The 14,192-nt window shown below is 69.0% G+C and carries 18 protein-coding genes; 15 read left to right on the top strand and 3 right to left on the bottom strand.

Features of this window, described 5'->3' with window-relative positions:
• Positions 1-433 (top strand): C40 family peptidase (locus tag CXY81_RS13020; protein ID WP_146067697.1); only part of this gene is annotated, 433 nt, incomplete at its 5' end.
• A gap of 231 nt (positions 434-664) precedes the next feature.
• Here the strand turns inward: CXY81_RS13020 and CXY81_RS17570 are convergent.
• The 3 genes from CXY81_RS17570 to CXY81_RS13005 are packed head-to-tail and all read right to left on the bottom strand — an operon-like array spanning position 665 to position 1,882.
• Complete coding sequence (locus CXY81_RS17570) at positions 665-952, bottom strand: DUF6671 family protein (RefSeq protein ID WP_369828389.1); 288 nt, start codon at positions 950-952, stop codon at positions 665-667.
• A complete protein-coding gene (locus CXY81_RS13010; protein WP_146067696.1) occupies positions 949-1,344 on the bottom strand; it encodes a DUF6671 family protein in 396 nt (131 codons plus the stop codon). Before CXY81_RS13010 ends, CXY81_RS17570 begins: the two co-directional genes overlap by 4 nt.
• Before the next feature lie 46 nt (positions 1,345-1,390).
• Complete coding sequence (locus CXY81_RS13005) at positions 1,391-1,882, bottom strand: inorganic diphosphatase (protein ID WP_104102469.1); 492 nt, start codon at positions 1,880-1,882, stop codon at positions 1,391-1,393.
• A 45-nt stretch (positions 1,883-1,927) separates the two neighbouring features.
• Here CXY81_RS13005 and tilS point away from each other — a divergent pair, with 45 nt between their 5' ends.
• The 14 genes from tilS to CXY81_RS16740 all read left to right on the top strand — a co-directional run bounded on the left by tilS (position 1,928) and on the right by CXY81_RS16740 (position 14,189).
• Positions 1,928-3,001 (top strand): tRNA lysidine(34) synthetase TilS, encoded by a 1,074-nt coding sequence (gene tilS, locus CXY81_RS13000; RefSeq protein WP_104169607.1) that lies wholly within the window; start codon positions 1,928-1,930, stop codon positions 2,999-3,001.
• Positions 2,982-3,533 (top strand): hypoxanthine phosphoribosyltransferase, encoded by a 552-nt coding sequence (gene hpt / locus CXY81_RS12995; protein WP_104169606.1) that lies wholly within the window; start codon positions 2,982-2,984, stop codon positions 3,531-3,533. Before tilS ends, hpt begins: the two co-directional genes overlap by 20 nt.
• A gap of 66 nt (positions 3,534-3,599) precedes the next feature.
• On the top strand, positions 3,600-5,609 hold the full coding sequence (gene ftsH, locus CXY81_RS12990) for an ATP-dependent zinc metalloprotease FtsH (protein ID WP_104195085.1): 2,010 nt from the start codon (positions 3,600-3,602) through the stop codon (positions 5,607-5,609).
• An 8-nt stretch (positions 5,610-5,617) separates the two neighbouring features.
• Positions 5,618-6,187: a GTP cyclohydrolase I FolE gene (folE, locus tag CXY81_RS12985; RefSeq protein WP_104169604.1), complete on the top strand. Its 570-nt coding sequence runs from the start codon at positions 5,618-5,620 to the stop codon at positions 6,185-6,187.
• Entirely contained in the window at positions 6,184-7,002 is an 819-nt protein-coding gene (folP, locus tag CXY81_RS12980; RefSeq protein WP_369828388.1) for a dihydropteroate synthase, read from the top strand. Before folE ends, folP begins: the two co-directional genes overlap by 4 nt.
• Positions 6,999-7,364 carry a dihydroneopterin aldolase gene (folB, locus tag CXY81_RS12975; RefSeq protein ID WP_104195084.1) on the top strand — a complete coding sequence of 122 codons (366 nt, stop codon included), beginning with the start codon at positions 6,999-7,001 and terminating at the stop codon, positions 7,362-7,364. The genes folP and folB overlap by 4 nt, the downstream gene beginning before the upstream one ends.
• Positions 7,361-7,885: a 2-amino-4-hydroxy-6-hydroxymethyldihydropteridine diphosphokinase gene (gene folK, locus CXY81_RS12970; protein ID WP_104195083.1), complete on the top strand. Its 525-nt coding sequence runs from the start codon at positions 7,361-7,363 to the stop codon at positions 7,883-7,885. Before folB ends, folK begins: the two co-directional genes overlap by 4 nt.
• On the top strand, positions 7,882-8,352 hold the full coding sequence (locus CXY81_RS12965) for a DUF3180 domain-containing protein (RefSeq protein ID WP_104169601.1): 471 nt from the start codon (positions 7,882-7,884) through the stop codon (positions 8,350-8,352). Before folK ends, CXY81_RS12965 begins: the two co-directional genes overlap by 4 nt.
• Positions 8,315-8,842 carry a PH domain-containing protein gene (locus CXY81_RS12960; RefSeq protein WP_104195082.1) on the top strand — a complete coding sequence of 176 codons (528 nt, stop codon included), beginning with the start codon at positions 8,315-8,317 and terminating at the stop codon, positions 8,840-8,842. Before CXY81_RS12965 ends, CXY81_RS12960 begins: the two co-directional genes overlap by 38 nt.
• Entirely contained in the window at positions 8,839-10,437 is a 1,599-nt protein-coding gene (locus tag CXY81_RS12955; RefSeq protein ID WP_104195081.1) for a PH domain-containing protein, read from the top strand. The genes CXY81_RS12960 and CXY81_RS12955 overlap by 4 nt, the downstream gene beginning before the upstream one ends.
• Positions 10,434-11,192 carry a Rossmann-like and DUF2520 domain-containing protein gene (locus tag CXY81_RS12950; protein WP_104169598.1) on the top strand — a complete coding sequence of 253 codons (759 nt, stop codon included), beginning with the start codon at positions 10,434-10,436 and terminating at the stop codon, positions 11,190-11,192. The genes CXY81_RS12955 and CXY81_RS12950 overlap by 4 nt, the downstream gene beginning before the upstream one ends.
• Positions 11,189-12,121, top strand: a complete 933-nt coding sequence (gene panC / locus CXY81_RS12945) for a pantoate--beta-alanine ligase (RefSeq protein ID WP_104195080.1) — start codon at positions 11,189-11,191, stop codon at positions 12,119-12,121. Before CXY81_RS12950 ends, panC begins: the two co-directional genes overlap by 4 nt.
• 132 nt (positions 12,122-12,253) lie before the next feature.
• Positions 12,254-13,789 (top strand): lysine--tRNA ligase, encoded by a 1,536-nt coding sequence (lysS, locus tag CXY81_RS12940; protein WP_104195079.1) that lies wholly within the window; start codon positions 12,254-12,256, stop codon positions 13,787-13,789.
• Positions 13,790-14,012: 223 nt separating this feature from the next.
• On the top strand, positions 14,013-14,189 hold the full coding sequence (locus CXY81_RS16740) for a hypothetical protein (RefSeq protein WP_166784554.1): 177 nt from the start codon (positions 14,013-14,015) through the stop codon (positions 14,187-14,189).
• The last annotated feature ends 3 nt before the right edge of the window (positions 14,190-14,192 follow it).

The raw sequence follows: 14,192 nt of genomic DNA, 5'->3' as shown, positions 1-14,192 counted from the left end.
AGCCCCGGCGGCGCCGGCCCCGGCAGCCCCGGCCCCCGCGGCCCCGGCCCCGAGCGCCGGAGCGGTCGACACGGCGCTGTCATTCGCCACCCAGCAGCTCGGCGACCGCTACGTGCTCGGCGGCTCCGGGCCGAACGTCTGGGACTGCTCGGGGCTGACCAAGGCCGCCTACGCGGCGGCGGGCATTTACATTGGCTCGCACTCGGCCACCAACCAGTACCGCACCATGGCCAACGAGGGTCGCCTGGTGCCCTTCAGTCAAGCTCAGCGCGGCGACCTCGTATTCTGGGGCGGGGGTGGTGACTACTACCATGTGGCTATCTACGTGGGCGGCGGCAAGATCCTCGAGGCCCCGAACCCGTCCTCGCCCGTGCGCATCCACGGCATCTGGTCTGCCGGCGACGTGGCTCCCTACGTGGGCCGACCCGGCTGACCGGCGAAACGGATCACCGGGTTGTCGGGTGCGTGGGCATCCAGGGCGTGTCTGCGAATTCGTGTCACCACACCACGATGGCGCTCAGGACAGCTCCGCCCCGGTAGGTGAGGGCGGGTTTGTCGTGGCGAGTGGCAAGTCCGCGCCACAGCTTGCGGGTGTGGCAAGCCGGCGTCGCCGCTCGAGGAGCGCGGGGACGAACGAGGGGGCAGCACGTGTGGGGTCGCCACTTCACGAGTTGCAGTAGTCGCACCATTCTGGGGCTGCCAGTGCGTGATTTCGTGGTGTCCGGATCTGGTGAGTGCACCGGCCGCAGCCGTGGATATCGGCTGCGATGGCCTGGGTTGCCGATCCGCAGAAGGAGCAGGGCAGGCCGTGTTCGACGTTGACGTGGCCAAACCCGGGCGCCCGGCAGGCCGGACACTCGGTTGAGAGACGCTGGGCCATTTTCTCGCACAGTGCTTGGATGGCTGCGGCGCGGGATGGTGCCTTGTGGGCGCGGTAGTCCGGAAGTATCACAACGATTGGTGCTGTTTCAGAAGTGCTTCAGCGGTGTCGCCGAGGATCTCGAATTGGGTGATGTTTTTGTGGGTGACCGTGTGGTTCTTCTGTGTGCCGTGCAGGATCACGCCTTGGTCCAGGAAGCCGATAGCCGACGCGAACGTGATGGCTTCGCTGGCGCTAACGATGTGTCGTCCTCCGGCCACTGGCGAGGTGCTGACGCTGCCTTCGGCAATCTTCAGGCCCAAGGTGGTACATGTCCCGCCGGGCAACTGCTTCCCGGCGGGTACGCGGGCCCGGTATGGCTGGACATCGGCGGGATCATCCCTGGTCTGCGCGTGATCCAGGTCCGGGACGAGCCTCGGCAGCCCGACCTCACTCACGCTCGCCATCACGGCAGTACGAGTCACGGGTCGATTCTGCCGACAATCCTCACCGGACTGCAGGAGACGCGTCCTAGTGGCCCTCTTCCGCCAGTTTCGTGAGGCCGTCGCGCACGATCTGGTCGGCCTCCGCGGCGTCGCCCCAGCCCTCGGTCTTGACCCATTTGCCGGGTTCGAGGTCCTTGTAGTGCTCGAAGAAGTGCTCGATCTCCTTGCGGGTGTACTCCGGGATGTCGGTGACGTCCTGGATATAGTCCCAGCGCGGGTCGCCCGCGGGAACCGCGATGACCTTTGCGTCAGAGCCGCCGTCATCCGTCATATTGAACACGCCGACCGGGCGTACCGACAGGCCGACCCCTGGGAAAAGGGGAAACTCGATCAGGACCAGGACGTCGACCGGGTCGCCGTCGAGTCCCAGGGTGTTCTCGAAGAAGCCGTAGTCGGTCGGGTACACGAAGCTCGTGTAGAGAACACGGTCCAGGTACACCCGCCCGGTCTCGTGATCGACTTCGTACTTGTTGCGGCTCCCGCGAGGGATTTCAATTACTGCGTCGTATGCGGCCATGGCCTGGTCTCTCCCTTGTTCACAGTCTGTCGATAACGTTACTGGATGGAGTCCCCACGCCGCCCGAGGCTCACCCCGGCGATCGCCGATGTGCGCCGCCATGTACGCACCCTGCTCACCGAGGCCGGCCCGGCCCGCGGCGGCGGCCTGGTGCTGGTCGGCCTCAGCGGGGGAGCCGACTCGCTCGCCCTGGCCGCAGCCACCGCTTTCGAGGCGCCGCGCGCGGGCCTGCGCGCCGGGGCGGTCATCGTCGACCACGCCCTGCAGGCCGGCTCGGCCGGCGTCGCGGCGGCCGCGGCCGGGCAGGCGCGGGAACTCGGCCTCGACCCGGTTCTCGTTCTTCGGGTCACGGTCGACCACGGCACGGATGCCGGCGGTCCGGAGGCCTCCGCCCGCACCGCTCGGTACGCGGCCTTCGACCAGGCGCGGCGGGAGACCGGCGCGAGCCACATCCTCCTCGGGCACACACTCGACGATCAGGCCGAGACCGTGCTACTCGGCCTTGCCCGGGGATCGGGCCCCACAAGCCTGCAGGGAATGAAGCCGGTCGGCGGGCCGATTCTGCGGCCGCTGCTGGGCATCCGTCGCGCCCGGACCCGGCAATTCTGCGTGGATGCCGGCCTGCACCCCTGGCAGGACCCGCACAACGACGACCCCCGCTTCCAGCGGGTGCGGGTACGCCAGACCGTGCTGCCCGTACTCGAGCGGGAGCTGGGGCCCGGCGTGGCCGAAGCACTCGTGCGCACGGCCGGGCAGCTGCGCGAGGACTCGAGCGCGCTCGACGACCTGGCCCGTGGTCTCAGCGAGCAGCTGAGTGAACCGCTCAGCGACTCTGCCGACGGCGCCGGAATCCGGCTGGACGCGAGCCGGCTCGAGACGAATCCGCCCGCGGTGCGCCAGCGGATCATCCGATTCTCGGTCGAACGGGAGTTCGGGGTGTCCCTGGAACGCGTGCACACGCTGGCCGTGCTGCGCCTGGTCACCGACTGGCACGGGCAGAAGCCGCTTGACCTGCCAGGCGTTAGGGTTATACGGCAGGACGGCTGGCTGATATTCACCGCGCCTGGACACGCCCCGAGCAAAGGACCCTCCCGCTCCCATGGAACCCCGCGACATTGAAGGCGACCTCACCGAGATTCTGATCGAGGAGGAGCAGATCCGCACCCGGCTCGCAGAGCTGTGCCGCCTGATCGAGGCGGACTATGCCGGCAAGGACCTGTTGCTGGTCGGCGTGCTCAAAGGAGCGGTCATGGTCATGGCCGATCTGGCGCGCGAACTCGTGCACCCGATCACGATGGACTGGATGGCGGTCAGCTCCTACGGGTCCGGCACGCAGTCCAGCGGCGTCGTGCGCATCCTGAAGGACCTCGACACCGACCTGCACGGTCGCAACGTGCTCATCGTCGAGGACATCATCGACTCCGGTCTGACGCTCTCGTGGCTGCTGTCCAACCTGAAGTCTCGCGGACCGGAATCCGTTGAAATCTGCGCCCTGCTGCGCAAGCCGGATGCCGCTCGCGTCGACATCGACGTGAAATACCTCGGTTTCGACATCCCGAACCAGTTTGTCGTGGGCTACGGTCTCGACTTCGACGAACGCTACCGCAATCTGCGCTCGGTGGGTGTTCTCGCCCCGCACATCTACAGCTGAGCCTGGTAGCGCTTTGGGCGAACACACGGTCTTCGTCCAGCGCGGTCACGGTAGCCTGACACCACGATGAACGTCAAGAAGCTACTGCGCGGGCCGCTCCTCTACATTCTCCTGGCGATTGTTGCTGTGTGGGTAGGGTCGAGTCTCATTACCATGTCGGGATTCAAAGAGATTCCGACCCAACAGGGACTGGAGTTCCTGAAAGACGGGAAGGTCTCCGAGGCCACGATCGTCGACGGCGAGCAGCGCGTCGACCTCACCCTGATCAAGGCGGATAAAGACCTCGGTAGCGAGGTCCAGTTCTACTACGTCGCCCCGCGCGGCGAAGAGGTCATCACGGCCGTCACCACTGCCAATCCGGCCGACGGCTTCACCGACGAGGTGCCGAAGTCCAGCTGGATCCTGTCGCTGCTCGGCATCATGCTGCCCCTGCTCCTGATCGGCGCGTTCTTCTGGTTCATGCTCGCCGGCATGCAGGGCGGCGGCAACAAGGTGATGCAGTTTGGCAAGTCGAAGGCCAAGCTGGTATCCAAGGAGAGTCCCCAGGTGACATTCGCGGATGTCGCGGGCGCCGACGAGGCCATCGAGGAGCTCGAGGAGATCAAGGATTTCCTCAAGGAGCCGGCGAAGTTCCAGGCCGTCGGGGCACGCATCCCCAAGGGCGTTCTGCTCTACGGCCCTCCCGGAACCGGAAAGACCCTCCTCGCCCGGGCCGTCGCCGGCGAGGCCAACGTGCCGTTCTACGCGATCTCGGGCTCCGACTTCGTGGAAATGTTCGTCGGCGTCGGCGCGAGCCGCGTGCGCGACCTGTTCCAGCAGGCCAAGGAAAACGCCCCGGCCATCATCTTCATCGATGAGATCGACGCCGTTGGCCGTCACCGCGGCGCCGGCATGGGCGGCGGGCACGACGAGCGCGAGCAGACCCTCAACCAGCTGCTGGTCGAGATGGACGGCTTCGACGTCAAGGCGAACGTCATTCTCATCGCGGCCACCAACCGGCCCGACATCCTCGACCCGGCGCTGCTGCGCCCCGGTCGCTTCGACCGTCAGATCGGCGTGGACGCGCCCGACATGCTCGGTCGCAAGCGCATCCTGGAGGTGCACTCCAAGGGCAAGCCGATGGCTCCCGGCGTCGACCTCGAGGTGCTGGCGCGCAAGACGCCCGGCTTCACCGGCGCCGATTTGGCCAACGTTCTCAACGAGGCCGCGCTGCTCACCGCGCGTTCCAACGCGCAGCTGATCGACAACCGCGCCCTCGACGAGGCAGTCGACCGCGTGATGGCCGGTCCGCAGCGCCGCAGCCGTGTTATGCGCGACAAAGAGAAGCTGATCACCGCGTACCACGAGGGCGGCCACGCGCTCGTGGCGACCGCGATGCGCAACACCGACCCGGTCACCAAGATCACGATCCTGCCCCGCGGCCGCGCCCTCGGCTACACGATGGTTTTGCCGGTCGAAGACCGCTACTCCGTCACCCGCAACGAACTACTCGACCAGCTCGCCTACGCAATGGGCGGTCGGGTGGCCGAGGAGATCATCTTCCACGACCCGACCACCGGCGCCTCGAACGACATCGAGAAGGCCACCTCCACCGCGCGCAAGATGGTCACCGAATTCGGCATGAGCTCGGCCGTCGGCCCGCTCAAGCTCGGGCAGGGTTCCGGTGAGGTCTTCCTCGGCCGCGACATGGGCCACCAGCGGGACTACTCCGAGCGGGTCGCCGAAAGCGTCGACGCCGAAGTGCGCCAGCTGCTTGAAGACGCGCACGACGAGGCATACCAGGTGCTGATCACGAACCGGGCCATCCTCGACGACCTGGCCGCCGAGCTGCTCGAGCACGAGACGCTCGACCAGCACGCGCTGGCCGGGCTCTTCACGGGCGTCGTCAAGCTGCCCCCGCGGCCGCAGTGGCTGTCCAGTGACAAGCGTCCGGTCTCCGACCTGCCGCCCATCGCGATGCCGACCTCCAAGACCCTCATCGAGAGCGGAGTCGCCGATGGCAGTACCGCTGGCGAGACCGCCGCGCGCACTCCGGCCCGCACGCCGGCCCGTACCCCTCGCCCCGCCACCGCGTAGGCCCCCGGGTGGCAGTGGACAGGGTGCGGATCGAAGCCGCGGTCGCCGAGATCCTCGCCGCAATCGGCGAAGATCCCGCCCGTCCGGGCCTCAGGGCGACCCCTCGCCGGGTGGCCGAATCATACGGTGAGTTCTTCGCCGGGCTTGCGGTGGACCCGGTCGACCACCTGCGCGACACGATCCCGGTGGGCCCGCACACGGGTGAACTGGTGCTCCTGCGCGACATCGCCTTCCGCTCCGTCTGCGAACATCACCTGCTGCCCTTCCTCGGCATCGCCCACCTTGCCTACGTGCCGAACGAACGGGTCGTGGGTCTGGGCAAGCTGCCGGCCGTCGTCGACACGATCGCCGCCCGGCCCCAGATGCAGGAACGCCTGACCGAGGAGATCGCCGAGGCGCTCCAAATCGGGCTCGCACCGCTCGGCGTACTGGTCGTGCTCGACGCCGTGCACGGCTGCGTGACCGCCCGCGGTTCGCGCCAGACCGGCAGCTCGACCGTCACGATGGCCAGCCGCGGGTCCCTCGCCGATCCCGTGAAGCGCGCCGAGATCATGGCCCTGATCGGCTCCGGCCGGTGACCCGGCCGCGCACCCTGATCATGGGGGTGCTCAACGTCACACCGGATTCCTTCAGCGACGGCGGCCGGTGGGCGTCGACGGATGCCGCGATCATTCACGCCCTCGACCTGCAGTCCCAGGGAGCCGACCTGATCGACGTGGGCGGCGAGTCCACGCGCCCCGGCGCCGGCCGGGTCGCGCCCGCCGAGGAGCAGTCCCGGGTGATCCCGGTGATCAACGAACTCGCCCGGCAGGGGCTTTCGATCAGTGTCGACACCCTCAATTCGAGCACCGCGGCCGCCGCGGCCGCCGCCGGGGCGCAGATCATCAACGACGTCTCCGGCGGCCTGGCGGACCCGCAGATGGCATCCATCGCCGCACGCAGCGGGCTGACCTACGTCGCCATGCACTGGCGGGCGCACGCCCCGAAGATGGACGACCTCGCTGTCTATGGCGACGTCGTCGCCGAGGTGCGGGCCGAGCTGGTTGCGCGGGTCGACATGCTCACCGCGGCTGGCCTGCCGCCGGAGAAGATCGTGCTTGACCCGGGGCTCGGCTTCTCGAAGCTGCCCGAGCACAACTGGCGTTTGCTGTCCCACCTGGACGCCTTCGCCGACCTGGGGTTCCCGGTCATGGTCGGTGCCTCTCGCAAGCGGTTCCTCGCCGGGGTGCTCCCGGCCGACGCGGGCGTGCTGGAACGCGATCTGCCGACCGCCGTGGTCAGCGTGCTGGCCGCGCAGGCCGGCGCCTGGGCGGTGCGCGTGCACGACGTCGCGGCGACGCGAACGGCGCTGAATGTGCTGGCACTGGCGGATTCCGCCAGAATGGGACCATGAGAAGCGACTCCATCACGCTCACCGGCCTGCGGGTCAACGCGCACCACGGCGTCTACGACTTCGAGCGGGAAAACGGACAGGACTTCGTCATCGACGTGACGGTTTGGCTCGACCTGCGGCATGCCGCCGCGAGCGACGATGTGACGCAGACCATCCACTACGGCGAGCTCGCCGCGGAGGTGACGGATGCTGCCCGGCACAACCCGGTCGACCTGATCGAAACCGTCGCCGAGCGCATCGCCGCCGCGGTGCTGGCGCACGACGCCGCCGACACGGTGCAGGTGACGGTGCACAAACCACAGGCACCGATCTCCGTACCGTTCACGGATGTCGCGGTGCAGATCGTGCGGACGCGCGCATGACCGACGCGACCCCGGCGCTGCTCGCCCTGGGCAGCAATCTCGGCGACCGCATGGCCACCCTCACCGCGGCGATCGACGCGCTGGAGCAGGTGCCCGGGCTCGAGCTGACCGGCGTCTCCCCGGTCTACGAGTCCGCCGCGGTGAAGGTCGGCGGCGTCGACGACGAGGCACCGCGCTATCTGAACCTGGTGGTCGGCATCCGTTACACCGGGCACCCGCACACCCTGCTCGACGCGGTGAACGCCATCGAGAACGACCACGGTCGGGTGCGGGTCGAACGCTGGGGCGACCGCACTCTCGACATCGACATCATCGTCTTCGGAACGGCCTCGCTGCACGACGAGCGCCTGACTATCCCGCACCAGCGGGCCGCCGAGCGCGACTTCGTGCTGGCCCCGTGGTTGGACCTCGACCCGGCCGCCGTGCTGCCGGGCCGCGGCCCGGTGCGCGCGCTGCTCGGCGCGATCAACACCACCGTGCAGCGGCACCCCGCCCTGCCGTCCGCGGGCGGCAGCCGGTGAAACGTACGCAGCCGTCGGCGCTGATCGCCCTGGGTCTGGCCGGCCTGGTCGTCGTGTTCCTGCTCGAGCTGGCCGCCGCGGCCGGCGGCTCGGCGATGTTCCTGCCCCCGGCCACCCTGCCGATCGCGCTGATCGCGATCGGGATCGGCGTCCTGGCGCTGGCCTGGCCGATCCGTCAGGCCATTCGCGGCACGGTGCGGAAACACGTCAACCCGTTCCTGGCCATCCGGGTGGCACTACTGGCGAAGGCGTCGGCGCTGAGCGGGGCGCTGCTTCTCGGCGGCGGACTGGGAATCGTGCTCTACATCCTGACCCGCTCGGTCATGCCGGCGGTAACATCGTTATGGCCTGCAATCGGGACGGCGGTAGGCGCCGGGATCCTCCTGACGCTGGGGCTGGTGGCCGAGCACTTCTGCACGCTTCCCCCCGATGACGACGATCAAGAGCAGGGAGAAGTGCGTGCCTGAGGCGGCTGTAGGACTGGACCTCCCCGACGTGGAGGAGTGGAAGCGCGTCTCCCCGCGTTATGTGATGGTGGAGACGGTCGGCACGATCGTCTTCGGACTGGTGCTCACGGCCATGGCCGCGGCGGTGTGGCTGCTCCTCGACGTGCAGTGGGCGCTCTACGTGATCGGCGCGATCGTGTTGATCACCGGGGCCAGTGTCGCCTTCGAACCGCGCCGGGTGCGGGCCATCGGCTATCAGCTGCGACGCGACGACCTGCTCTTCCGCCGGGGCATCATGTTCACCCGGTTCGTGTCCGTCCCTTACGGGCGGATGCAGCTGGTCGATATCACGCGCGGCCCGATCGCGCGCTGGTTGGGTCTGGCCGACCTCAAATTCGTGACCGCGGCGGCCTCGTCGGGGGTGCTCATCCCGGGGCTCGCCGAGGCCGACGCGGAGAGCCTGCGCGACCGGCTCGTGGAGCTGGCCGAGAGTCGCCGGGCCGGGCTGTGACCACGCTCGCCGACGGGGAATGGCACCGGCTGCATCCGGCCAGCCCACTGCTGCGCGGCGGCATCTTCATCGTCGCCGTGCTCGGCTTCATCATCGCCAACCTCCGCGAGCGGCTGATCGACGTCTTCTTCGGGGTGCCGAGATACGGCGGGGACCCGATCGACGCGATCCTCGAGCGCGGCGTCGTCGGCTGGGCGCTGCTCGCGGTCGCGGTCGTGCTTGTGCTGATCCTGGCGGTCTTCTACCTGTCCTGGCGCATGCACACCTTCCGGGTCACCGGGGAGGTTGTCGAGGTGCGTAGCGGAATGCTCTTCCGCAGCAACCGCCGGGCCCGCCTCGACCGCATCCAGGGCGTCAACATCGTGCGCCCGTTCATCCCTCGCCTGATCGGCGCCGCGAAGCTCGAAGTCAGCGTGGCCGGTCAGGACGCCAATGTGCAACTGGCCTACCTGGGTTCGACCCTGGCCGACCAGCTGCGACGGGACATCCTTCGCCTCGCGTCCGGACTGCGGCAGCAGGCCGTTCCCGCCCCGGATGCCGCGCTGGCCCCGACCTCCCGTCTCGGTCTCGCTCCCGCGTCACCCCACTCTCCCGCGACCGCCGCCGCCGACCGGGCCCGGGACCTCTTCGCGCCCGAGCTGGACCCCGACGCCGCCCCGCCGGAATCGGTGGTGCGGATTCCACCCGGGAGGCTGATCGGATCCGTCGTGTTCAGCGGCTTCACGGTCTTCGTCGTGCTCGCCGGAATCGCCCTGATCGTCAGCGTGACCGCCGGCGGCAGCGACTGGCTGCTCGTAGCCTTCATCCCCACCCTGATCGCCAGCGTCAGCTTCTATTTCACCCGGGTCACCAAGTCGCTGCGCTACAGCATCGCCGGCACCCCCGACGGCGTGCGGGTCGGCTTCGGGCTGCTCACCACGAGCAACGAGACCCTGCCGCCGGGCCGGATCCACGCGATCGGCGTCTCGCAGCCGTTGCTCTGGCGCCCGTTCGGCTGGTGGCAGGTGCGCATCAACACGGCCGGCCACTCCAGCACCCAGGGTGCCGCCGGCGAGGCCAACACCACAACCCTCCCGGTGGGCACGCTCGCCGACGTCGCCCGGGTGCTCGAATTGATCCTGCCCGGGTTCGACTCGGCGGAGCAGCAGGCCCTGATCGAACGGGGCCTCCGCTCGAAGGGCGGCGACGACGGCTTCACGAACGCGCCGCGCCGGGCGGCCTGGCTGCATCCGTTCTCGTGGCGCCGCACCGGCTACACCGTCGTGGGCGGCATCGCTCTGCTCCGGCGCGGCGTGATCTCGCGGGAGCTGGTGCTGGTGCCGCTGGCCCGGTTGCAGAGCGTCGCCATCTCGCAGGGCCCCGTGACCCGGATGCTGCGCCTCGCCTCCGCCCGGCTGCACACCGTCGCCGGGCCGGTGTCCGCCTACCTCGGGGTGGTGGCCGCCGCAGAGGCCCTGGTTTTCTTCGACCGGATCGCCTCCGGGGCCATCTCGTCGGCCCAGTCCGACACCAGCCACCACTGGAACCAGCCGATCCAGGACCAGCCGACCGCGGCCCAACCCACCTGGAAGCAACCGAACGGAGTCATCGAATGACGCCGCGTCCCGGACGCCTCGGGATCGGCATCATCGGTGCCGGCCGGGTCGGCCCCATCCTCGGCGCCGCCCTCGCCGGCGCGGGCCACGCGATCGTCGGGATCTCCGCCATCTCGCAGTCCAGCCGCGACCGGGCCGAGGCGATTCTTCCGGGCGCGCCCATCCTCACCGTTCCCGAGATCGTCGAGCGCAGCGAACTGGTCATCATCGCCGTGCCCGACGCCCAGCTCGAGAGCCTCGTCAGCGGGCTCGCGGCCGCCGGAACCTGGCAGGCCGGCCAGCTTGTGTTGCACACCTCGGCCCGGTACGGCACCGCGGTGCTGGCCCCGGCGCTGGCCGGTGGCGCGATCCCGCTGGCCATCCACCCGGCCATGAGCTTCACCGGAACCAGCATCGACCTGGCCCGCCTCGCCGACAGCTACTTCGCGGTGACGGCGCCTACGCCAGTGCTGCCGATCGGGCAGGCGCTGGTCGTGGAGATGGGCGGCGAGCCCGTGATCGTCGCGGAGGCCGACCGGGCTGCCTATGCCGAGGCCGTTGACACCGCCACGGCGTTCTCCACCTCGATCGTGGAGCAGGCCACCGGGCTGCTGGCCGGCATCGGCATCGAGCACCCCGGGGCGGTGATCGCGCCGCTGATGCGCTCCGCCATGGAGAACGCGCTGGCCCGCACCGGCCCCGACCGTCTCGACCTCTCCCAGCTCGACGCGCTGGACGCGCTCGACACCCGCGACCAGGACGGTTTCGACGAATGACACAACCGCAACACACCGGAGGACGAGTGAACGTGCTCACCAAACCAGCAGTCATCGGCAGCATCGAGGAACTGCGGAGCCGCCTGACCGACGCGCAGAGCCGCATCGAGAACGCGCGCGCCGAGCGCGGCGAGGCCGGCGGCACCCCCCGCGTCGTGTTGGTCCCGACCATGGGGGCCCTGCACGCCGGGCACCTGGCCCTGGTGCGCCGGGCCCGCAGCCTCGGCGACATCGTCGTGGTGTCGATCTTCGTCAACCCGCTGCAATTCGGGGTCGGGGAAGATCTCGGCAGCTACCCGCGCATGCTCGAGGCCGATGTCGCGGCTCTGGCCGCGGAGGGCGTGCCGTTCGTATTCGCGCCAACCAGCCAGCTGATGTACCCGGACGGCGCCGCTTCCACCCGGGTTGTCGCCGGCGCGGTCGGCAGCCTCTTCGAGGGCGCTGCGCGCCCCGGGCATTTCGACGGCATGCTGACGGTGGTCGCGAAGCTGTTCAACATCGTCGGCCCCGACGTGGCCGTATTCGGCCAGAAAGACGCGCAGCAGGTCTTCCTGGTCGAACGGATGCTGGCCGACCTCAACTTCCGCACCCGCATCGAGGTCGTCCCGATCGTGCGCGAAGACGGCGGCCTCGCCCTCTCCAGCCGCAACCGCGCGCTCGAACCGGCGCAGCGCGCCGCCGCCCGGGCGCTGTCCGCGGGGCTCGAGGCCGCAGCATCCGTCGCCGCCCAGGGGGTCGGCGCCGCACTGCAGGCCGCCCACGCGCGGATCGACGTGCAGCCGCTGGTTAAACTGGACTATCTCGTTGTCGTCGACCCGCGGACCTTCCTTCCGGTCGGGGGCGAGCATCACGGCCCGGCCCGCATGCTGGTCGCCGCGCTGGTCGGTCACACCCGGCTGATCGACAACGTGGCCCTGGACCTTTCCTAGGCCGCACCACCCGCACGACCGTCACCAGCCAGACCCTCACCAGCCCGACCTTTCATCAACACGTCGTCACATTTATGAGCACGCGCGGGAGCGCCGGGCATCGCCCGGCCGCCACCTGCCACGGAGAACCGCATGAGCGAGCAGAACCCAGCACCGACCGAGGCCGAGATCGTGGCCGCCGCAGCGGCGGAGGCCGAGACCAACGAGCAGAAGGTCGTGCGCCTGGCCAAACGTGACCGGTTGAACGCCGCCGCGACCAGTCCCGCCGGCGGCGCCTATCCGGTGTCCGTGCCCGTCACCGACACGATTCCCGCCGTGCGCGCGCAGTTCGGCGACCTCGAAGCGGATGCCGTCACCGGCGTCATCGTCGGCCTCGCCGGCCGCGTCGTGCACCTGCGCAATACCGGCAAGCTCTGTTTCGCGAGCCTGCAGTCCGGGGACGGCAGCCGCATCCAGGCAATGATCTCCCTGGGGGCGGTGGGGGAGGAATCCCTCGCCGATTGGAAAGACCTCGTCGACCTCGGCGACCACCTCTTTGTCTCCGGCGAGGTCATCTCCTCCCGCCGCGGCGAGCTCTCGATCATGGCGTCGGAGTGGCAGGTCGCCGCCAAGGCGCTGCTGCCGCTGCCGAACCTGCACACCGCGCTCAGCGAGGAGACCCGCGTGCGCAGTCGGTACCTCGACCTGATCATTCGCGAGCAGGCCCGCCGCAGCGTGATCCAGCGCTCGCAGACCGTCGCTAGCATGCGCCGCACCTTCACGGAGCTGGGCTTCATCGAGATTGAGACGCCGATGCTGCAGGTCATGCACGGTGGCGCATCCGCTCGCCCGTTCACGACCCACAGCAACGCGTTCGACACCGACCTCTTCCTGCGGATCGCGCCGGAGCTGTTCCTCAAGCGCGCCGTCGTCGGCGGCATCGACCGGGTTTACGAGATCAACCGCAACTTCCGCAATGAGGGCGCCGACTCCACCCACTCGCCGGAGTTCGCGATGCTGGAGGCCTACGAGGCTTACGGCGACTACAACTCGATCGCCGACCTCACCCAGAAACTGATTCAGGATGCCGCGTTCGCCATCGCCGGTTCGCACGTGGTTACCTGGGCCGACGGCACCGAATTCGACCTGGGCGGCGACTGGGACCGCATCGGCATGTACGACAGCCTGTCCGCGGCCGTCGGCTACGCGATCTCGCCGGCCACCCCGCTCGCCGACTTGAAGGTGCTCGCCGACACGGAGGGGCTCGATATCGACCACCCCATCCACGGCAAGTACGTCGAGGAGCTGTGGGAGCACTTCGTGAAGGGCGGCCTGACCCGCCCCACGTTCGTGCTGGACTTCCCGATCGACACCAGCCCGCTCGTGCGCGGCCACCGCAGTGTGGCCGGGGTGGTCGAGAAGTGGGACCTGTACGTGCGCGGCTTCGAGCTGGCCACCGGCTACTCCGAGCTCGTCGACCCGGTCGTGCAGCGTGAGCGCTTCGTCGAACAGGCGCGCCTCGCCGCCGGCGGCGACCCCGAGGCCATGCGCCTCGACGAGGAATTCCTGCGGGCCCTCGAGCACGGGATGCCGCCCACCGGCGGCATGGGCATGGGCATCGACCGTTTGCTGATGGCGCTGTCCGGGCTGGGAATCCGGGAGACCATTCTATTCCCGCTGGTGAAATGATCATCCGATGAGGTCGAAGCCGCCTCGCGAGCCTGTGCCCGGCGAGCCTGTGCCCGGCCAACCGATCCCGCGCGTCCGTCGTCGTCCGTCCCTGCTCGAAATCTCGATCTGGGTCGGCGTCGCGGGAACCGGGATCTACGCAATCGGCACCGGTATCGCAGGGCTGCTGAACACGTAAACGTCGCGCGCCTGCCCGCCGTTTTCCCGTATCGTTGGAGACATCATGGATAACTTCTGGGTCAGCGCTTTCTGGGCGCTCCTGCCCACCGTCGCCGTCGGGCTGATCTTTTGGATCGTGATGCGTTCCATCGTGCGGGCAGACCGCACGGAGCGTAAGGTCTACGCCCGGATCGAGGCGGAAGAGCGCGCCAAGCTCGGGCTCGATAAACCGGTTACGTAGCAC

Source organism: Cryobacterium sp. M25, assembly GCF_002929635.1.
GTDB classification, from domain to species: Bacteria; Actinomycetota; Actinomycetes; order Actinomycetales; family Microbacteriaceae; genus Cryobacterium; species Cryobacterium sandaracinum.
This window is presented reverse-complemented; position numbering and strand designations above follow the sequence as displayed.

Bases quoted from the DNA above. Each gene is read 5' to 3' on its own strand.
- panC (WP_104195080.1), top strand. From the start codon at position 11,189: ATGACACAACCGCAACACACCGGAGGACGAGTGAACGTGCTCACCAAA.
- folB (WP_104195084.1), top strand. From the start codon at position 6,999: ATGAGAAGCGACTCCATCACGCTCACCGGCCTGCGGGTCAACGCGCAC.
- tilS (WP_104169607.1), top strand. From the start codon at position 1,928: ATGGAGTCCCCACGCCGCCCGAGGCTCACCCCGGCGATCGCCGATGTG.
- folK (WP_104195083.1), top strand. From the start codon at position 7,361: ATGACCGACGCGACCCCGGCGCTGCTCGCCCTGGGCAGCAATCTCGGC.
- hpt (WP_104169606.1), top strand. From the start codon at position 2,982: ATGGAACCCCGCGACATTGAAGGCGACCTCACCGAGATTCTGATCGAG.
- lysS (WP_104195079.1), top strand. From the start codon at position 12,254: ATGAGCGAGCAGAACCCAGCACCGACCGAGGCCGAGATCGTGGCCGCC.
- CXY81_RS16740 (WP_166784554.1), top strand. From the start codon at position 14,013: ATGGATAACTTCTGGGTCAGCGCTTTCTGGGCGCTCCTGCCCACCGTC.
- ftsH (WP_104195085.1), top strand. From the start codon at position 3,600: ATGAACGTCAAGAAGCTACTGCGCGGGCCGCTCCTCTACATTCTCCTG.
- CXY81_RS12960 (WP_104195082.1), top strand. From the start codon at position 8,315: ATGACGACGATCAAGAGCAGGGAGAAGTGCGTGCCTGAGGCGGCTGTA.
- CXY81_RS13005 (WP_104102469.1), bottom strand. From the start codon at position 1,882: ATGGCCGCATACGACGCAGTAATTGAAATCCCTCGCGGGAGCCGCAAC.
- CXY81_RS12950 (WP_104169598.1), top strand. From the start codon at position 10,434: ATGACGCCGCGTCCCGGACGCCTCGGGATCGGCATCATCGGTGCCGGC.